Origin of the sequence: Stenotrophomonas sp. NPDC077659 (assembly GCF_050268705.1) — a bacterium.
Classification (GTDB): domain Bacteria; phylum Pseudomonadota; class Gammaproteobacteria; order Xanthomonadales; family Xanthomonadaceae; genus Stenotrophomonas.
This window is the reverse complement of the sequence record NZ_JBNNHG010000003.1, coordinates 1-18,913: the sequence shown is the minus strand read 5'-3', so window position 1 is coordinate 18,913 and position 18,913 is coordinate 1. Positions and strand designations below refer to the sequence as shown.

Below are 18,913 nucleotides of genomic sequence, written 5' to 3'. Positions count from 1 at the left end.
GTCTCCTTGCAGTTGGGTAGGCGGCAGCGGCGGCCGGCTCAGCGCAGTCTAGCCTGAGCCGCCGCGACCTCGTCGGCGATCTGTTGGTGCAGCGTGGCCACCTGGGCGGCGTGCACCGCGCCACTGGCGGTGTGTGTGGCCACGGCGGCCTGCCGCCATGCCGGAAGCAGGACATCATGGATGCGGGCGAAGCGCTGCAGCAGCATCGCGTCCTGTTCCTGCAGCAGCTGCCATTGGCCAGCTTCGATACGGCGCAGAGCGGCCAGCCGCTGCAGATGGTCGATGCGCGGCGACAGCGCCGCCTGCCCGTCAGCGTGCAGACCCGGCAACCACGCGGCCGCCGCGTCCGCCCAGACCTGCAGCGCGTCTGCCGCATGCTGGGCCGCGCTGATGGCCGTGGCCCGCAGCGCGCCGTGCTGCTGCAGCTGCTGCGCCTGTTCGCGTGCCTGCAGCGCGAGGACACCCAGCTGCGACTGCAGTCGGCGGCCTTCGGCCTGGCGTTCGACATCGCGACCGAGCAGGCGCCCCCACCAGCTTTCCTGCCGACGCAGGCGTGCCGGGTCGGCGGCCTGCAGGGCCAGCGCAATACGCGCCAGCGCCCCCACGAGTCCTTCACCGGCCACGGCCGGCAGCGCAACCTCGCGTGCGGCCAGCGCCTGCAGCAACGGCGTGCCGTAGTCGGCCAACCGTGCGACATCGGCGGTGTCCGGCCGCTGCGGCACCGGCAGGGGCGACGCGTCGGTCATGGCAGCGGCGGCGGCATGGGGGTGCCGTCAGCGGCATCCACCGGCAGCGACTCACCGTAGAAGTGGCGCATCAGCGCTTCATCCAGTGCGCGCTCCTCCGGTGTACTGGCCCGCCTGACCCGCGGCCTGCGCACGGCGGCAGCACTGCTGCCACCGGCGCCTTCGACCTGCTGGCGTGCCCACCCGGCAAATGCGGCCAGGGTCTGCGACACCTGTTCCTGCTGTGCCTGCGAAGCGAGCAGCAACTGTACCAGCGGCGCCAGCCCGGCCTGCAGATCCTCGGCGAGCGGCGTTGCCGGTGCGGTGGGCGCGGCGAGCGCCGCAGTCTCCGCTGCCTGCGTCGGTACGGCCGGTGTCGGGCGTGCTTCGGCCAGGCGCTGCAGGGCCTCCAGCAAGGCCGGCCACGGTGCCGGATCGGCCGCCACCACCGGCGCAGCCGGCGGCGGCAGCTGCAGTGCGCTGGCAATGTCAGCCAGCTGCGCGACCACCCGCCCACCGACATCGCTGTCGTCGGCGCCCATGGCCTTGTTGCGCAGGAAATCACGCTTGATCTGCGCCCAACGCTGCGCCTGCACTTCGTCCGGCACGCCGCGTAGTTCGGCCAGCTTCAGCAGGTTCTCCTCGGCACCGGTGGTCAACAGCTGTGCCTCGCCCAGGTAATGGTCGGAGATCAGCTGCTGCAGCTCTTCTTCGTTCATCACCGGCGAGATCTTCTCGGCCAGCTTGTTCATGTTGCGGTAGCTGCCCTGCAGCCGGAACGGCGGCTCGGTGCGATAGCGGTCATCCTGCGCGGCGCTGGCGATGTACTGCTGGTTGACCCGATAGACCACATCGCGCACGCGCAGCATGCGCTGCAGCGTGGCGGTGATCTCGTTGACCTCCGCGGCGCTGTACGCATGGCTGAGCCCGTTGGTCGACACGTCCTTGCCCATCGCGCGATCGACCAGCAGGTACAGGTCGGCCATGTCACGGGTGGCCAGCGGTGCCAGCACGGGATTGGAGGTCAGGCTGTTTTCGATGTAGCTGAGGGTGAAGGCCGCTTCCATGCCGCCCAGGACATCGCCAAGGTTGTAGATGTCGGCACGGTTGGCCAGCATGTCGGGAATCTTGAACACCTCGCCCGATTCGGTATATGGGTTGCCGGCCATGACCACGCAGAACTTCTTGCCGCGCATGTCGTAGGTGCGCGTACGGCCCCGCCATACGCCTTCGATGCGGCGGGTGCCATCGCACAGCGAAATGAACTTCTGCAGGAACTCGGGATGGGTGTGCTGGATGTCATCGACATACAGCATGGTGTTGTTGCCCATCTCCAGGGCCAGGTTGAGCTTTTCCAGTTCCTGCCGCGAGGTCGCGTCCGGCGCCTGCGCCGGGTCCAGCGAGCGCACCTCGTGGCCCAGCGCCGGGCCGTTGATCTTCATGAAGACCAGGCCCAGGCGGTGCGCCACGTATTCCATCAACGTGGTCTTGCCGTAGCCCGGCGGCGAAATCATCATCAGCAGGCCCATCAGGTCGCTGCGCTTGTTCTCGCCGACCGTGCCCATCTGCTTGGCCAGGTTGTCACCGATGACACCCAGGTAGACATCGTTGATGAGCTTGTTGCGCACGAACGAGGACAGCGGCCGCGCCTTGAACTCGGACAGGCGCAGGGTCTGCCGCTCGCGGTTGATGATGCCCTGGCGTACGGCCTGGTAAGCATGGAAGTCGGGCACGAAGTGCTTCAGGTGGTGCTGCAGCCGCGCCAGGAAATCGTCCAGCGACACTGACAGCGTGCCGCCCTGGATACGCGGGTGCTCGCCGAGAAGGCCGGTGACCTCGACCCGCAGTGGCGCGTCGTTGCCGCGCGTGCGCAACTGGCGTTGCACCAGCAGCAGCGCCGCCGCTTCGTCGGCATAGCCGGCGTGTGCTGCCTGCGCGGGCAGGCCGGCCAGGGCGCGCAGCCACTGTCCGGCCAATGCCCAGCGCGCCGCCAACGGATCCTGCGTCCGGTGCAGGGCGCGTTCCAGCGCTTCGCGCTGCCCGGCCTGTTCCAGCTGCTGGGCCAGCGCCTCCAGCAATGCCTGCGCATGCTTGCTGGTACTGAACACGGGCTCGCCGTTGATCAGTTCTTCGCCCAGGTAGGCGGCAGCGGCGTCGGCGGCTTCATCGTCGAACGGCAACGCTTCGGCCTTCGCGAACGCGGCGATGGCCGTGGCCATTTCCGCACGCAGGGCGCTGCGCCCTTCATCGGAGCCGAACAGGCGCGCCAGGGTCTCCGCACCGGCCTGGCGGCTGGGCCACTGCTTGACCGTCTCTTCCTGCTGTCGTGCGGCCCAGAACAACAGGGCCAGCGCGCGTACGCGTGGCGCATGGCGCAGCGCACCGGCTGACTGCTGCAGCGGCAGCAGGGCGCGCAGGATCAGCGCGGCGTCATGGTCGTGGATGCCGCGCTCGTAGCCTTCGCGGTAACGCGGCGCGGCGAATGCGCGCACGCGCTGGTCCAGCGCTTCGGGGTCGGCCACGTCGTGCTGCAGCTGGGCCAGGTCCAGGCCATCACTGCCCGCCTGCGCGGCCAGCAGCACGCTGCCGGCCAGGTATTCGCCGCGATAGAGTTCGGCAGATTCCGAATCCAGGGTCACCGGCCAGAACGGCTTGAGCGCATCCAGTTCGGGATCGTGCAGGGTTTCCAGGAAATCGGTGCCGGTCAGGTGGATGGCCAGCGTGTCGCCGCGGGGCAGCAGGGTCAGGTCGAGCGCCTGGGTGTTGACGCTGAAGCGGTGGCGCGGCCCGAGCCGGACCACGTTGCCACCGGCTTCGTACAGGTCGCTGCGGTCGCGCAGCTGGCGCACGGCCTGGTCACGCACGCTCTTCAGGCGCGCTTCGATGTCATCGGCCTTGACGTTGTCGCGCAGTGCACGCAGGCGTTCGGCCAGTTCGCGCAGCTTGAGGATCAGCGGATCGCCGGCGAAGAACGCATTGAGTTCATCGGCTGTGGCGAAGCGCTCGGTGCGTTTGGCCAGTCCGTCCAGGATGCGGTCGGCCGCATCGAGCACCGAACGGGCCTTGCGCTGGCGGTCGTCCAGCAGCGCCTGCTTGTGCGTTTCGAAGGCCTCGACCAGTTCCTCGCGCTTGCTGAGGATGTCGCCGAGGAACTGCTCGTGCTCGCCGAACTGGCTTTCCAGTTCCTCCAGCTGCACCAGTAGGCGCGACAGCTGCTCGTCGGCCTTTTCCGGGTCGCTGGCCATCGCCAGCGCACTGGTGATGGACTGCGAGAACAACGCGAACTGCGCGGCGAACTGGGCCACGGCCTCGGCCGAACCGAGGGTGCGGCGACGCTGCTCCGCGCGCGTGCGCGCCTGGTTCAGGCGCGCGTACAGCGCGGATATCGATTCGACCACGCGGGTGCGCGCGGTGGCATCGTCCACCTTCAGGCCGGCCATCAGTTCGGACAGCATGTCCAGGTCGGCGGCCATGCCGCGCATGCGGTCCAACTGCTCGTCCAGCTGGCGCGCACTGGCTGCCTGATGGGCGGCTTCGTCCAGCAGTTGCAGGCGACTGCCCAGCGGTGCCAGCGCGGCATCGCCGGCGAGGAATTCACCGGTGGCGGCGCCGACGCGGTCCTGCGCCTGCACCAGTTCGGCAGCCATCGCTTCGATGCGCGCGGTGTCGATGTAGCGCAGCTCGCGCAGGGTCAGCAGCCGCCCACGCAGCGCGGTGATCTCGTTCAGTGCCTCGACGAAGGCCTGCACCTCGTTCCAGTTCTGCGGCTGCAGCCGACCCAGCAACGCCTTGTAGGCGGCCTCCGCCTCAACCATCGCCTGCGCCGACTGCTCGCGGATGGACTGGACCTTTTCGTATTCGTCCAGCACCGATTCGCCGGTGGCGCTGATCTGCCGCAGCAGCGCCTCAGCACCGTCGCAGGCCTCGTCGCCCAGCCAGTGGTGGGCGTCGAACAGGCGGCGGGTGTCGGCTACCAGGCGCTGGTAGCGCTGCACCGAGACATCCTGGCCGTCGATCTCGCGGGCCAGGTTGAACAGGTTGGAGATCCCGCGCACCAGTTCGGCATTGCCGATGCGGCCCATGAACGTGTTGCCGGGCGGGCGGCTGGCAGCGAATTCGTCGCTGCTGAACGGTGTCTGCCAGACCTGCATGGGATGGATGCGGGTCGGTTCGCTGCCTTCGGCGTGGAACAGCACCATGCGCCCATCCTGCATGAAGGCATAGCCGTGGCCAAACACCGGGTTCTGCAGCATGCGCTGGATGGTGTTGTAGACGAACAGCGCCGAGCGCCCGCCTTCGCGCTCGTAGAAGATGTACAGCACGTCCTCGCCATTGGGCGAACGGATGCTGCGCTTGAACTGCATGCCGGCCATCGAGGCATCGAAGGCCTTGTGCTCGCCGCCCTGCAGGTAATAGCCGCCGGGGAAGATCACGCCGTGGTCTTCGGGCAGCTGCACGCAGGCCTGGACGATGGCATCGTTGCGCACGATGTCGCCGGTGAGGGTGTTGTAGATCAGCCCGCGCCAGACCGTCTCGCGGTAGGGCAGCACTTTCAGCAGCAGCAGCGAACCGACACGGGCGAACTCGAACTGGGCGTCGTCCAGCGACTGCGTGCTGTCCTCCACCGGCTCGCTGTAGATGCCCTGCCCGGTTTCGGTGTTGTTCTCGACCTTGATGGTCAGGTCGCCACCGGTGGTTTCCACGAACAGAGTGTCGAGGATGTTCAGGTGCGAGTGGCGGCCGTTGACCGCGAGGTCGCGGGTGGCCTTGGTCCACTCAAAATCGAAGGGGGGCGGCAGCGCGATATCGCGTTCGCCACGCGCGTCGAGGTAGGTCAGTTCACCGTCGCGCGACCGGGCCCAGCGGAACACGCGCACGTCGCTGCTGCGCTCGCCGATCTGGAACGCGGCCAGCAGCTTGTCGCCCACCACGATCAGCTGCAGCAGGCGCGCGTGCTTGTAGTAGGCGTACAGTTCGTTGAAGTCGTGCACGAAGCCGGGCTGGTCGAGGAAGCTGCCCTTCAGCTCCAGCGAGGCGACGTCGTAGCCATCGCTGCCCTGCACCAGCCGGTACAGGCCGAACACATCCTCGATGCGGGTGTGGGTCTTGAGCCCGATGAACACGTTGTAGCCGAACAGCAGGCGGTCGGGCCCGACCTGGACGATGTCGCGGCCGACGCAGTTGTTCTCGCTGCGGATGCGGAACCGGCCCACCACTTCCAGGCGGCTGTCGCCGAATTCGGCCAGGCGCTGGCGGTTGAGGGTCTCGGCCAGGGCCTGCAGGCGCTGGCCCTGCTCGCTGAGGCGGCGGCGCAGGACTTCATAGGCACCGCCCTGGGCGACGGCCTGGTCGACGGTGGTGCCGCCGGCCTCCGGCGCAGGGGATTCGGCGGTCGGTTGGGTTTCGGACATCAGCAGGCTTCCGGCTCACGGACGGCCGGCCGTGGTTGCGGCCGGCGCGGGCGGGCGATGGCCACGGTGGCCACCGCCCGATGCATCAACGGGCGCTTTCGACCACGCTGGCCGATACGGTCGGCACCGCTTCGGCATCCTCGGCGATCTGCCGCGGAGCCGGTTCGGCCACGGCCACGCCCAGGTAACGCTGCATCAGCTCCTGCACGATCGGGCTCTTGCCGGCGAAGCCTTCGATCGACTTGCCCAGCGACACTGCCTTGACCAGGTTCTCGAACATGCCACCGTCGCCGCCGACCAGATCGATGTCGGCATTGCGCAGCGCGCTGGCGATGACGTTGGCGTTCTCGCGCGAGACTTCCTTGCCCGCTTCGATCGAGGCCAGCGCCTGCTTCAGGCTGTTGTCCAGCATCATGCGGAACTCTTCGTGGCCACGCGCCTGGTCGCTCAGCGAGGCGATGGCTTCGAACTTGCGCACCAGGCCCTCGGCTTCGGCCAGCAGCTTCTTCTGCACCACGCCGGCTTCGGCGTTGCCCAGCGATTCGGTGGCGGTGGCGCGGGCCAGGCCCATCTTCTCTTCGCCCTGGGCCTGGGCCTGCAGGGTCTGCGCCAGCACCTGGGCCTCGTTGCTGCCCTGCTTCAGGCTGGCCTCGGCCTTGGCTTCGATCACGCGGGCTTCGGCAATGCCGACCTTCTCGATGGCCAGCGCCGAGGCTTCACGGACCTGCGCTTCGGCCAGGCCCGGCGCCGCCTGTTCGGCGCGCAGTGCGTCGGCCAGCAGGCGCTTGGCTTCGGCCTGCTTGCCGGCCGCCTCATGCTCGGCCTGGGCCAGCGTGGTCAGTTCCACGGCGCGGTGCTTGGAGGCGGTTTCGCGTGCCTGCGCTTCCTTCACCTCGCGCACCAGCAATTCCTGCGCCTTGGCTTCGGCTTCCAGGATCATCACCTGCTTCTGGCGGTCGGCCTCGGACACCTCGCGCACTTCCTTGATGCGCTCTTCTTCCTGGACCACGGTCTTGTCGATGGAGATGCGCTCGCGGGTGATGTTGGCCACATCCATCTTGCCCTGCTCGACCACCTTGTCACGCTCCACGCCCTGCAGCTGCACTTCGCGGTCGGTGGTGACCTGCTCCAGCTGGCGTGCGCGCTCCACGCGCTCGGCTTCGATGGTCACCGCACGCTGGCGGTTCTGTTCGGCCACTTCCACTTCGCGCAGGCGGTTCTGGTCGCGGATCTCGATCAGCTGCTGGGCTTCGATGCGCGCGTTCTCCGACAGCTGGCGCTGCTCTTCCTGCACCTTGGCGGTCTCGGCTTCCTCGCGCGCGCGGATGGTCTCGATCTCGCGCTTCTGCCGTGCTTCTGCCTCGGCCTGCTGGCGTTCCAGCGCCAGCAGCGCCTCACGCGCTTCCACGTTCTTCTTGGTGATGGCGAGCTTCTCGTTCTGCTCCAGCTCGTTGGTCACCACGTTCTGCGCGGCGGTCAGCTCGGTGATCTTGCGGATGCCCTGCGCGTCAAGGATGTTGAACTGGTCCAGCAGCGATTTCGGGGTCTGCTCGAGATAGTCGATGGCCACGTCTTCCAGCACGTAGCCATTCAGATCGTTACCGATGACGGCGATGATCCCGTCGCGGAATTCCTGGCGCTTCTCGAACAGTTCGGTGAAGTCGAACTTCTTGCCGACGGTCTTCAGTGCCTCGGAGAACTTGGCGTTGAACAGCTCATCGACCGCGTGCTTGTCCGAGGCACGGTCGGCGCCGATGGCCTTGGCCACGCGCAGCACGTCGGCCTGGGTCTCGTTGACCCGCAGGTAGAACGCCACGGCGATGTCGGCACGCATGTTGTCGCGGCAGATCAGGCCTTCCTTGCCGCGGCGGTCGATCTGCAGGGTGATCAGGCTGATCCGCATCAGCTCGGCGCGGTACAGCACCGGGATGATCAGCGCACCGGTGAAGTGCACCTTCGGCGTGGCGCTCATGTCGTTGACGATCAGGGCCACGCCCTGGTCGACCTTGCGGTAGAACGCCTTGAACAGTCCTGCCAGGCCCAGCAGCAGGCCTACGACGACGATGATCCCGATCAGGAAGGGGGCCGCGCCAGCGAAACTCATCAGTGATTCTCCTTGTTGCCCGGAAGCAGGTTGTCCTGGAAATCGAGGGCGACCGCGTCGGCGCGGACCACCCGGTAACAGTGCTGTTCGGCCACGTGCTCGACCAGCACGATGCGCTCGCCACGCTGCAGTTCGATGTCGCTGCGCACCTGCAGGATCAGCCCGGCGCCACCGTCATCCACGTTAGCGTGGCCGCTGCGTGCATCCACCCGCGGTGAGGCAACCACGCCCACCCGGCCCAGCAGCGAGGCCTGCGGTACCGGCTGCAGGCGCAGCAGGAAGCTGCGGATCGGCCGCAGCAGGAGCGCGGTGACCGGTACCGCCGGCAGCGGCGCGAGCACGGCCACGACGGTGCCCAGGCACCAGCGCAGCAGGTCCGGCAGCGGCAGCAGCACGAACAGATGGATGAAGTAGGTCAAGGCCCAGCCGAAGAACCCCAGCAGGGTGACCACGACCATGACCGGCACGCCGCCCAGGCCGAAGCGCTGCAGCAGGGCCGACAGGCCGCTGAGATCGGTACCGCCATCCAGCGCACCGTCGGCGCCGAGATCGCCGAAACCGTCATCGACCAGGCCAAAAGCGGCAAGCCCCCAATACACCAGCGATACCGCCAGCACAATGCTGTACGGCAGGGTCGGGTAGCCGAAAACGACAGTAAAGAACTCCTGCATCGCTTGCCTTCCAAGGCTGAGGGGCGCGTGGCACCTGTTCGGAACCGCCCTCGAAGAGCGTCTCCGTGCATCCGGCGGCAGCCTTCATGGCCGCAGCGTTGCTTTCATCCTATGTGAAGAGTGTGTACAGGGACAAATGTGAAGGTGTGGGCCGCCCGCAGACGGCCCCCTGCCTGGCCCCTGCCAGGCTCATTCCAGCACGGTGCAGTCCGCGCTGCGCACTTCCTCGACGAATGTGCGCATCTTGTAGCCGTCCTTGATGCCCGGCTCGACCTCGATGCCACTGGACACATCCACGCCCCATGGCAGGGTCGCGAGGATGGCGTCCTTCACGTTTTCCGGATGCAACCCGCCGGCCAGCAGGAACGGGCGGTGCAGGCCGGTGGGGATGCGTGCCCAGTCAAAAGCCACGCCAGTGCCGCCACCGCCACCCGGGGCGTGGCTGTCGAACAGGAAGCCGGCCGCGCTGGGATAGCGCAGCTGCAGGGTGCGTGCGTTGACGTCTTCGCGCCCGCCCATGGCAATGGCCTTCAGGTAGGGCATGTTGAAGCTGCGGCAGAAGCTCTCATCTTCCTCGCCGTGGAACTGCAGCAGGGTCGGACGCACCGTGCGCAGCACCTCGCGTACCTCTTCCTTGCTGTTGTTGCGGAACAGCGCCACCACGTCGACCATCGGTGCGATCGCTTGGCGCATTGCGCGGGCTTCGGCCGGGGCAACCCGCCGGCTGCTTTCCCGGGCGAAGATGAAACCCACCGCGTCCACGCCCAGTTCGCCGGCCAGGCGCACATCGCCGGCGCGGGTCATGCCACAGAACTTGATGCGGGTACGGTAGTAGGAGCGGCTCATAAGGTGACCTCGGCAGGCAGATGCCAGTTGTCGGGGTACAGCGGCCCCAGGAACACCAGTCCCTGCGGGGGGGCAGTGGGACCGGCAACGGTGCGATCACGACCGGCCAGCAGCTCGGCGATCCATTCCACCGGTTTCTCGCCGCTGCCGACCAGGATCAGCGAACCGACGATATTGCGGACCATGTGATGAAGGAATGCATTACCGCGCACCGCCACCTCGATGACCTCGCCCTGGCGGCTGACCTGCAGCGACTGCAGCTCGCGCCGTGCATGCAGGGCCTGGCACTGGACCGAGCGGAACGCACTGAAATCATTCTCGCCGAGCAGGGCCTGGCCGGCCGCGTGCATCAGGGTCTCGTCCAGTGCGCGCCGTTCCCAGCTCAGGGTCTGCCGGTCCAGCGCCGGGCGCACCTCGCGGTTGAGCAGGCGGTAACGGTAGCGGCGGGCACGCGCCGAGAAACGGGCATGGAAATCGTCGGCCACCGGCACGCACCAGCGCACCGCGATCGAGCGCGGCAGGCGGGTGGTGGTCCCCAGCATCCAGGCGCGCGGATCGCGCACCACGTCGGTATCGAAGTGCACGACCTGGCACTGGCCGTGCACGCCGGCATCGGTGCGGCCGGCGCAGACCACCTGCAGCGGCGCATCGGCCACCGAGGACAGGGCTTTCTCCAGGCTGGCCTGGACGCTGGGCCCGCCCTCGCCCAGATTCTGCCAGCCCCTGAAATCGCTGCCGTCGTACTCGACGCCGAGCGCGTAACGCATGTGCTGCTACCTCGATGTTGCGGGTGGGGCGGCGCTCAGGCCGGGTCGCGTTCGGACCAGACCGCCAGTTCGTTGCCACCGGGCTCGACGAACTGGAAGCGGCTGCCACCGGGGAAGGAGAAAACCGGGCGGACGATCTGCCCACCGGCGGCGCGTACGGCCGCTTCGACCGGCGCCAGCAGGTCGGCATGCAGCACCAGCAGGGGTGCACCCGCCTCCGCACGCTGCGGCTGGCCGCGGAAGAAGCCGCCCTGCAGGCGGCCATCGTCGAAGGCGGTGTAGTCCTCACCGTAATCGACGAACGACCAGCCGAACACGGCCTCGAAGAAGGCACGGCTGGCGGCCGGGTCGGCCGAGGCGAACTCGACGTAGTCGATGCGGTTGTCACGGGTCATGGGCGGCCATTGGGTCCAGTGGTCAGTCCAAGCGAGCGAGCAGTTCGCGCGCCTGCGCCTGGCAGTGCATGTCGCCATCAGCGGCGACCTCTTCCAGCAGGGTGCGTGCGGTCTGCGCGTCGCCCAGATCGAGGTAGGCGATGGCCAGTTCCAGCCGCTCCTGGCCCACGCGCGGGGCCCAGTCGTAGCCGTTGGATTCATTGACCGTTGCCGCATCTTCGCCGGCGGCTTCGACGGGCAGCGAAGGCTCATCGTGAGCAGCCTGTTCGGCCGGCAGATCGAACACGCCGCGGAATTCCGGCTGCTGCTCGGCCTGCAGCGCGTAGTCGGGCACACCGATCCCATCGGCTGGCTCAGGGCCCTGATCGCTCTGCTCCGGCGGCACGACTTCGGGCTCGTCCCAACGCGGGGCGTCGCTGACTGCCGGCGGCAGTGCGTCGCCCTCATCGGTCACCAGCGCCCCCACCTGCCAGGAGGCTTCGACATCGGCCGTCGGCGGCGTCAGCGTGTGGTCGTCGGCTGCGAGCGGCAGGGGCTGCTCGTCGTGGGCAGGCTGCTGGGCCACATGATCCTCTTCCAGCGCCCAGGCCGGCATCGAAGGCTCCTGGCGGCCCCCTTCCGCCTCGCCGGACGTCCACGAGGACTGTTCGGCCAGCGCATCCAGCGCGGCACCGGCGGGTACTGCTGCGGCCAGGGCTGCCGCATCGCCTTCCTCACGCAGCGGCGGCAGCGGCGAGGGCTTGCGCCGGCGCAGCAGCCACGCGGCACCGGCCACCAACAGCAGCAGCGGCAGGCCCAGCCAGTACCACGGCGTGCCGCTGGCCGGCGCACCGGGCGCCTGCGCCAGGCGCTGCTGTGCGGCGGCCAGGTCGTTGTCCTTCATCGCGATCAGCGACTGCTGCTGGTCCTTCAGTTTTTCCAGCTCGGCCACACGCTGTTTAAGCTCACCGATCTCGGCATCACGGGTGGCGACGTCTTCCCTGGCCTGCCGCAGTTGTTCGTTGCCCAGCATGTCACCCTCGCTGCCGGCACCGGTGCCGGTGGTTGTGCCCGCGTGCGCGGCGTCGGACGCCAGCGCCGGAGCGATCTCAAGACGTGCCCCGGCAGTGGCAGCCGACGGAGCAGCAGCAACGGCGGGCGCGGCAGCGGGTGCGGGTGCCCCGGCCGGCTGTGGCACTGTGCGCGCCTGCCGCCATTGTGCGGCGTGCTCGCGGACCAGCGCGGCGGCTTCGTTGCCGTCGATCGCAGCCAGCGCATCGCTGCCGGGAACGCGCAGCACCGCGCCCTGCCTGAGCAGGTTCACGTTGCCGCGGATGAAGGCCTCGGGGTTGGCGCGCAGCAGGGCGATCATCGCCCGGTCGCGGCTGATCTGGTTGCCACGGGCCAGCGCACCGGCAATCTGCGACAGGGTCTGGCCCTGCTGCACGGTGATGCTGCCGTCGGTGGCGGCCGGGGCCACCGGCGCGGACGCACGGGGGCCTGGCGTTGCCGTCGGTTGGGATGCCGGGCGGGCCGCATCGGCCGCTGCCGACGGCGCGGTGGGCACCGGCGTATCGCGGGCGATGGTATTGGTCAGCACCCCGGCGGGGGCAACGATTTCCGGCTCGGCCACGGCCAGCGCACTGGCCGGTGCATCGACCAGCGCGGAATACTCGCGGACCAGACGGCCCTGGCCCCAGTCGGCCTCGACCAGGAAGCTCAGCGACGGAGTTTCCACCGGTGCCTGCGAGGTCACCCGCACCACTGCCCTGCCCTGGCTGTCGGTGGTCAGCTCGAACTGCAGTTCGCTGACCAGACCGATGGGACGCTGCAGGCCGACACGTTCAAAGGTGACCGGCGAAGCCAGCGCCACCCGCAGGTGTTCAAGCTCGGAAGGATCGGCGGACACCACCGGGATTTCGGCCAGCAGAGGCTGGCCGGGCCGCGACAGTACGCGGATGTCACCCAGGCCCAGGGCCATGGCCGAACTGCTGGCCAGGGCCAGCAGCGCGGCGGAAAGATAGGTGAGCGGGCGCGCTGCGCCCCTGGCCCGTTTATTCATGGGCGACACTATAAAGCGTGGGGACCACGGTCCGCACCCATCGCGGGCCACGCCGGTAGTGCCGGCCGCTGGCCGGCAGACACGCACTCCGCATACGGCAATGCCGGCCAGCGGCCGGCACTACCGGTAAAGCAACCGCAATGATCAGCGCGGTTCGGCGGCCACCAGTTCGGCCAGCTGCACCGCGTTCAACGCCGCGCCCTTGCGCACGTTGTCCGACACGATCCACAGGTTCAGGCCGCGCGGGTGCGAGAGGTCTTCACGGATACGGCCGACGTACACCGCATCGGTGCCCGAGGCGTGGGTAACCGGGGTCGGGTAGCCACCGGCTTCATGGCGGTCCACCACTTCCACGCCCGGCGACTGCTCCAGCAGCGCGCGCGCTTCTGCCACGGTCACCTTGTCGCGGGTTTCGATCGCTACCGATTCGGAGTGGCCGTAGAACACCGGCACGCGCACCGCGGTCGGGTTCACCAGGATGCTGTCATCGCCGAGGATCTTGCGGGTCTCCCAGACCAGCTTCATTTCTTCCTTGGTGAAGCCGTTGTCCTGGAAGTCGTCGATGTGCGGAATGAGATTGAAGGCGATCTGCACCGGGAAGCGCTGCGGATCGATGTCCTGGAAGCTCAGCAGCTGGCCGGTCTGCTTGCCCAGCTCTTCCATCGCCGAACGGCCACCGCCGGACACCGACTGGTAGGTGGACACGTTGATGCGCTCGATGCCGTACTTCCGGTGCAGCGGCGCCAGCGCCACCAGCATCTGCATGGTCGAGCAGTTCGGGTTGGCGATGATGCCACGCGGACGGTTGCCGACCTGGTCCGGGTTGACCTCGGACACCACCAGCGGCACGTCATCGTCGTAACGGAAGGCCGAGGAGTTGTCGATCACCACCGCACCGGCGGCGGCGAACTTCGGCGCGTACTCCTTGGACACGCTGCCACCGGCCGAGAACAGGGCGATCTCCACGCCGCTGGGGTCGAAGGTGGCCAGGTCCTGGATCTTCACCTTCTGGCCTTCGAACTCGACTTCGCCGCCGGCCGAGCGCTCGGAGGCGAGCAGGCTCAGGGTCCCGACCGGGAAGTTGCGCTCGGCCAGGATGGCCAGCATGGTTTCGCCGACGGCGCCGGTGGCGCCGACGATGGCGACGTGGAAGCTGCGTTGTGCATTGCTCATGGGGGAACTCTCACGAAAACGGGAAGGGGAAAAACTCACGCACGACAGCTGGGTTCGGGGAACCTCCTCAGGCGGGGCGCGCAGAGGTTCCCTATCGTTTCCCGGTTTTTTTGCCCAGCGAGGCGCGCGCGGCGAGGGCCGCGTCGGCATTGATCGCGCTCGGCATGCGCGCTGCTTCGCCGGCCAGGCCGAGGCCGGCCAGCAGGTTGTCCACGGCCAGCTGCACCATGGCTGTACGCGTGGCCAGCGAGGCGCTGCCGATGTGCGGGGTCAGCACCACGTTGCGCAGCGCCAGCAGTTCCGGGCGCACCTTCGGTTCGCCTTCGTAGACATCCAGGCCGGCGGCGGCCAGGCGGCCATGGGCCAGCGCATCGGCCAGGGCCAGCTCGTCGACGATGCCGCCGCGGGCGATGTTCACCAGGGTGGCCGAGGACTTCATCTTCGCCAGCGCGGCTGCATCGATGATGTGGTGCGAGGCCGGGGTGTACGGCAGCACGGTGACCAGGTGATCGGACTGGGCCAGCAGCGTGTCCAGGCCCACATAGGTGGCGCCGAGCGCGGCTTCGGTCTCGGCCGGCAGGCGCGAACGGTTGTGGTACAGCACCTTCATGCCGAACCCGTGTGCGCCCCGGCGGGCCACGCCCTGGCCGATGCGGCCCATGCCAAGGATGCCCAGCGTGCTGCCGTGGATGTCGGCGCCGAGCATGGTCTGGAACGACCACTGGCCCCACTGCCCTTCGCGCAGCCAGCGTTCGGATTCGGTGATGCGGCGCGCGGCGGCCATCAGCAGGGCAAAGCCCATGTCGGCCGTGGTTTCGGTCAGCACATCGGGGGTGTTGCTGGCCAGGATGCCGGCCGCGCTCAGCGCGTCGACATCCAGGTTGTTGTAGCCGACGCCGACGTTGGCGATCACCTGCAGCTGCGCGGCATCGGCCAGCTGGGCCGCGCCGATGCGCTCGTTGAGGGTGATGATGGCGCCGTCGACCGAGGCCAGCTGTTCGGCGATCTGCTGCGGCGTCCAGGCGGTGACGGTTTCGGTGGACAGCAGCCGCACGCGATCGCGCAGCGGCGCGATGGCCGCGTCGATCAGCGGCTGGCTCACCCATACCGTCGGCCGCGTATCAGCCATCGATCTGCCCGGGAATGCGCGGGGTGATGGTACCGACGTCGCCACACTGGGCGCGGTGGCGCAGTGCCTGGTCCATCAGTACCAGGGCCATCATCGCCTCGGCGATGGGCGTGGCACGGATGCCGACGCAGGGATCGTGTCGGCCGGTGGTGACCACTTCGACCACGTTGCCTTCGGTATCCAGCGACGGGCCCGGCAGGCGCAGGCTGGAAGTGGGCTTCAGGACGATGGAGGCGACCACCGGCTGGCCGGTGGAAATGCCGCCGAGGATACCGCCGGCATGGTTGCTGGCAAAGCCCTGCGGGGTCAGCAGGTCACGGTGTTCGGTGCCCTTCTGCGCGGCGCTGGCAAAGCCGTCGCCGATCTCCACGCCCTTCACTGCGTTGATGCTCATCAGCGCGGCGGCGAGGTCGCCATCGAGCTTGCCGTAGATCGGCTCGCCCCAGCCCGGCGGCACGTTGTCGGCCACCACGTCCACGCGCGCGCCGACCGAATCACCGGACTTGCGCAGCGCATCCATGTACGCCTCCAGCTCGGGCACCTGTTCGGCGTGCGGCCAGAAGAACGGATTGTCTTCCACCGCCGACCAGTCGAAACCGGCCGGGCGGATTTCGCCCAGCTGCGACAGGTAGCCGCGCACGGTGACGCCGAAGCGCTCGGCCAGCCACTTCTTGGCGACCACGCCGGCGGCCACGCGCATGGTGGTTTCACGCGCAGAGGAACGACCGCCACCGCGCGGGTCGCGGATGCCGTACTTGTGCCAGTAGCTGTAGTCGGCATGACCCGGCCGGAACTGCTGGCCGATGTTGGCGTAATCCTTGCTGCGCTGGTCGGTGTTGCGGATCAGCAGCGCGATCGGGGTGCCGGTGGTCAGGCCCTCGTACACGCCGGACAGGATCTCGACCTCGTCGGCCTCGCGGCGCGCCGAGGTGTGCCGGCTCTTGCCGGTGGCGCGACGCTGCAGGTCGTGGGCGAATTCGGACGCATCCAGCGCCAGCCCCGGCGGGCACCCATCGATCACGCAGCCGATGGCCGGCCCGTGCGATTCGCCGAACGTGGTGACGGTGAACAGCTTGCCGAATGCATTGGAACTCACGGGCGCTGCGCCGCCAGTTCGGTGATGCGCGCACTGTGGGCGATCAGTTCGCGGCATTCGACCGCGAAGATGCCCATCTGGCCGACCTTGAATTCGATCCAGGCGAAGTCGACTTCCGGCAGCAGCTTGATCAGGTGCTGCTCGGATTCACCCACTTCGCAGATCAGCAGGCCATCCTCGCTCAGGTGCAGCGGGGCGTCGCGCAGGATCTTCAGCACCAGGTCCAGGCCATCGTCGCCAGCACGCAGGCCCATTTCCGGCTCGTAGGAATATTCCTGCGGCAGGGCGTCGGTCTCGTCGTTGGTGACGTACGGCGGGTTGGTGACGATCAGGTCGTAGTGGCGCCCGGTCAGGCCGTTGAACAGGTCCGACTTCAGCAGGGTGACGTTGTGCGCCTGCAGGCGTTCCTTGTTCTCTTCGGCCAGCGACAGCGCGTGGTCGCTCAGGTCGACGCCGTCCACGTCCCAGTTCGGGTAGTAGTGGCCCATGGCGATGGCAATGCAGCCCGAGCCGGTGCACAGGTCCAGCGCGCGGCTGACATCGCGACCGGCCAGCCACGGCTCGAAACCGCACTCGATCAGCTCGGCGATGGGCGAGCGCGGCACCAGGGCGCGGCTGTCACTCTTGAAGCTGAGGCCGGCAAACCAGGCTTCACCGGTCAGGTAGGCGGCCGGGACGCGCTCGTCGATGCGGCGCTGGAACAGCTCCAGCACTCGGACCTTCTCGGCCTGCAGCAGGCGCGCCTGGCCGTAGGCCGGGCCGAGGTCGTGCGGCAGGTGCAGGCTGTGCAGCACCAGCTGGGTGGCCTCGTCCAGGGCGTTGTCATAGCTGTGCCCGAAGGTCAGCCCGGCTTCGTTGAAACGGCTGGTGCCGTAGCGGATCAGGTCGATGATCGTGTGGAGTTCGGCGGCCGTTTCAGCGGTCATGGCGGTACTGCGGGCAAAGTGGCCCCCGATTATAGGGGCTGGCGCCCGCGGCGGCATCCGTTGCGACGGAAACGATCCGGCTGCAGCCGGTATGATGGGGATTACTTCCTGCGGGGGCTCCCATGTTCAATCGCAACGTCGGCATCATCCTGCTGATCGCCCTGGCGGCGGGCCTGGGCCTGCTGGCCGCGCGGCAGGTGTTCGCGCCGAAGCCGCCGGCCAACCAGCCGGCCACCGAAGCGATCACCCTGTACCCGCATGCCCGCGCGCTGCCCGATTTCAACCTGGCCCAGTCCGACGGCACCCGGCTGATCCCGGGCGAGCTGAAGGGCCACTGGACCCTGGTGTTCCTCGGCTTCACCTTCTGCCCGGATGTGTGCCCGACCACTTTGGCCGAGCTGGCCGGCGCGCAGAACCAGTGGGAAGCCCTGCCCGACACCCTGCGCCCGCGCGTGCTGTTCGTTTCGGTGGACCCGGACCGTGACAACGCCATCCGCCTGGGCGAGTACGTGCATGGCTTCCACAAGGACACCCTGGCCGCCACCGCCGACATTCCCTCGCTGGAGCGCTTCGCAACCTCGCTGGGCTTCGTGTTCCAGAAGGTGCCGGGCAAGCACTTCGACGAGAATCCCGAGGATTACACCGTCGAGCACTCGGCCAGCCTGGCCGTGCTCGACCCGCAGGGCCGGCTTGCCGGCCTGGTGCGGCCCCCGTTCAACGCGCCGGCCACCCAACTGGCGGTACACGCGATGCACGCGGCCGGCACGAACCGTGACCACGCAACACGAACCTGCATGCCAATTACTGCAATCATCAATGAATACAGATACTTGCAAACCCCAAGGTGGAGGCGGACGTCATCGGTGACGCCGCCGGCACCCTGGCCCGGGCTGCCATCCCGGTTACCCACCCCGTCGCGCGCGGCAATGATCTGGACACTGGCACTGCGACGATCACCTGTTGACGGGAGGCATCAGGCGGCCCTGCCCTGACCCACGCCAGGCCCTCTGATCGTCGAGGAGGCGCCCGAGAACCCGCAATTGCAGCGCGTGCCGAAGCCGGGCTATAATCTCCGGGATGTCCTGCCGCCCTGTGCGCGGAACACCGTCCACGTCGCACGTCATCGGCGAATCCACACCTGCTGCCCCCATCCGTGCCGGGGTGCTCCGAAAAGAGTTCGGCCACGGAGGCAACAGGGAAGCCCAACCCCGGAACCCTCAGCGCTTCCACGCCTCCCGCATACCTGTCCCGCGGGCGGAAACGCCGGTTCCCCATCAGGAGTATTGCAATGCCCCAGGTCACCATGCGTCAGATGCTGGAAGCCGGCGTCCACTTCGGCCACCAGACCCGCTACTGGAACCCCAAGATGGCTCCGTACATCTTCGGCGCCCGCGGCAAGATCCACATCATCAACCTGGAAAAGACCGTCCCGCTGTTCAACGATGCGATGAACTTCATCTCGTCGGTGGCCCAGAAGCGCGGCACCGTCCTGTTCCTGGGCACCAAGCGCAGCGCCCGCGAAACCATCCGCGAAGAAGCCGAGCGTTGCGGCATGCCGTTCATGAACCAGCGCTAAGGTCAGCACCAAGCTGGAACTGCTGGCCAATCTGGTGGGCAAGGTCGACCAGC

Annotated in this window: 12 protein-coding genes and 2 pseudogenes; 2 read left to right on the top strand and 12 right to left on the bottom strand. The window is 68.0% G+C overall.

Translation table 11 applies throughout. The features are described from left to right. Window positions 1-38: 38 nt before the first annotated feature. The 12 genes from ACQKDV_RS00805 to prmB form a co-directional block, all read right to left on the bottom strand. Window positions 39-746 (bottom strand): hypothetical protein, encoded by a 708-nt coding sequence (locus ACQKDV_RS00805; protein WP_427781901.1) that lies wholly within the window; start codon window positions 744-746, stop codon window positions 39-41. Then, window positions 743-6,136: a DNA repair ATPase gene (locus tag ACQKDV_RS00800; RefSeq protein ID WP_427781900.1), complete on the bottom strand. Its 5,394-nt coding sequence runs from the start codon at window positions 6,134-6,136 to the stop codon at window positions 743-745. The genes ACQKDV_RS00805 and ACQKDV_RS00800 overlap by 4 nt, the downstream gene beginning before the upstream one ends. An 85-nt stretch (window positions 6,137-6,221) precedes the next feature. Further along, entirely contained in the window at window positions 6,222-8,240 is a 2,019-nt protein-coding gene (locus ACQKDV_RS00795) for a hypothetical protein (RefSeq protein ID WP_427781899.1), read from the bottom strand. Further along, window positions 8,240-8,911, bottom strand: a complete 672-nt coding sequence (locus tag ACQKDV_RS00790) for a hypothetical protein (RefSeq protein ID WP_427781898.1) — start codon at window positions 8,909-8,911, stop codon at window positions 8,240-8,242. Before ACQKDV_RS00790 ends, ACQKDV_RS00795 begins: the two co-directional genes overlap by 1 nt. Window positions 8,912-9,100: 189 nt before the next feature. Further along, window positions 9,101-9,757 (bottom strand): phosphoribosylanthranilate isomerase, encoded by a 657-nt coding sequence (locus ACQKDV_RS00785; protein ID WP_427781897.1) that lies wholly within the window; start codon window positions 9,755-9,757, stop codon window positions 9,101-9,103. Next, complete coding sequence (gene truA, locus ACQKDV_RS00780; RefSeq protein WP_079222631.1) at window positions 9,754-10,524, bottom strand: tRNA pseudouridine(38-40) synthase TruA; 771 nt, start codon at window positions 10,522-10,524, stop codon at window positions 9,754-9,756. The genes ACQKDV_RS00785 and truA overlap by 4 nt, the downstream gene beginning before the upstream one ends. A 35-nt stretch (window positions 10,525-10,559) precedes the next feature. Further along, a complete protein-coding gene (locus tag ACQKDV_RS00775; RefSeq protein ID WP_427781896.1) occupies window positions 10,560-10,919 on the bottom strand; it encodes a VOC family protein in 360 nt (119 codons plus the stop codon). A gap of 22 nt (window positions 10,920-10,941) precedes the next feature. Beyond that, on the bottom strand, window positions 10,942-12,960 hold the full coding sequence (locus ACQKDV_RS00770; RefSeq protein ID WP_427781895.1) for a FimV/HubP family polar landmark protein: 2,019 nt from the start codon (window positions 12,958-12,960) through the stop codon (window positions 10,942-10,944). A 144-nt stretch (window positions 12,961-13,104) separates the two neighbouring features. Further along, a complete protein-coding gene (locus ACQKDV_RS00765; RefSeq protein ID WP_427781894.1) occupies window positions 13,105-14,133 on the bottom strand; it encodes an aspartate-semialdehyde dehydrogenase in 1,029 nt (342 codons plus the stop codon). 91 nt (window positions 14,134-14,224) lie between these two features. Further along, complete coding sequence (locus ACQKDV_RS00760; RefSeq protein ID WP_427781893.1) at window positions 14,225-15,262, bottom strand: 2-hydroxyacid dehydrogenase; 1,038 nt, start codon at window positions 15,260-15,262, stop codon at window positions 14,225-14,227. Next, window positions 15,255-16,358, bottom strand: coding sequence for a chorismate synthase (gene aroC, locus ACQKDV_RS00755; RefSeq protein ID WP_427781892.1), 1,104 nt, complete (start codon window positions 16,356-16,358; stop codon window positions 15,255-15,257). The genes ACQKDV_RS00760 and aroC overlap by 8 nt, the downstream gene beginning before the upstream one ends. Continuing rightward, window positions 16,355-17,284 (bottom strand): 50S ribosomal protein L3 N(5)-glutamine methyltransferase, encoded by a 930-nt coding sequence (gene prmB / locus ACQKDV_RS00750; protein ID WP_427781891.1) that lies wholly within the window; start codon window positions 17,282-17,284, stop codon window positions 16,355-16,357. The genes aroC and prmB overlap by 4 nt, the downstream gene beginning before the upstream one ends. Before the next feature lie 122 nt (window positions 17,285-17,406). Between prmB and ACQKDV_RS00745 the strand changes: the two are divergent. Both ACQKDV_RS00745 and rpsB read left to right on the top strand, forming a co-directional pair. Continuing rightward, window positions 17,407-18,012, top strand: a pseudogene (locus tag ACQKDV_RS00745) (SCO family protein); the annotation flags it as partial. A 560-nt stretch (window positions 18,013-18,572) separates the two neighbouring features. Then, a pseudogene (gene rpsB, locus ACQKDV_RS00740) lies at window positions 18,573-18,857 on the top strand (30S ribosomal protein S2); the annotation flags it as partial. Window positions 18,858-18,913 lie beyond the last annotated feature (56 nt).

Bases quoted from the DNA above. Each gene is read 5' to 3' on its own strand.
- ACQKDV_RS00805 (WP_427781901.1), bottom strand. From the start codon at position 746: ATGACCGACGCGTCGCCCCTGCCGGTGCCGCAGCGGCCGGACACCGCC.
- ACQKDV_RS00800 (WP_427781900.1), bottom strand. From the start codon at position 6,136: ATGTCCGAAACCCAACCGACCGCCGAATCCCCTGCGCCGGAGGCCGGC.
- ACQKDV_RS00795 (WP_427781899.1), bottom strand. From the start codon at position 8,240: ATGAGTTTCGCTGGCGCGGCCCCCTTCCTGATCGGGATCATCGTCGTC.
- ACQKDV_RS00790 (WP_427781898.1), bottom strand. From the start codon at position 8,911: ATGCAGGAGTTCTTTACTGTCGTTTTCGGCTACCCGACCCTGCCGTAC.
- ACQKDV_RS00785 (WP_427781897.1), bottom strand. From the start codon at position 9,757: ATGAGCCGCTCCTACTACCGTACCCGCATCAAGTTCTGTGGCATGACC.
- truA (WP_079222631.1), bottom strand. From the start codon at position 10,524: ATGCGTTACGCGCTCGGCGTCGAGTACGACGGCAGCGATTTCAGGGGC.
- ACQKDV_RS00775 (WP_427781896.1), bottom strand. From the start codon at position 10,919: ATGACCCGTGACAACCGCATCGACTACGTCGAGTTCGCCTCGGCCGAC.
- ACQKDV_RS00770 (WP_427781895.1), bottom strand. From the start codon at position 12,960: ATGAATAAACGGGCCAGGGGCGCAGCGCGCCCGCTCACCTATCTTTCC.
- ACQKDV_RS00765 (WP_427781894.1), bottom strand. From the start codon at position 14,133: ATGAGCAATGCACAACGCAGCTTCCACGTCGCCATCGTCGGCGCCACC.
- ACQKDV_RS00760 (WP_427781893.1), bottom strand. From the start codon at position 15,262: ATGGCTGATACGCGGCCGACGGTATGGGTGAGCCAGCCGCTGATCGAC.
- prmB (WP_427781891.1), bottom strand. From the start codon at position 17,284: ATGACCGCTGAAACGGCCGCCGAACTCCACACGATCATCGACCTGATC.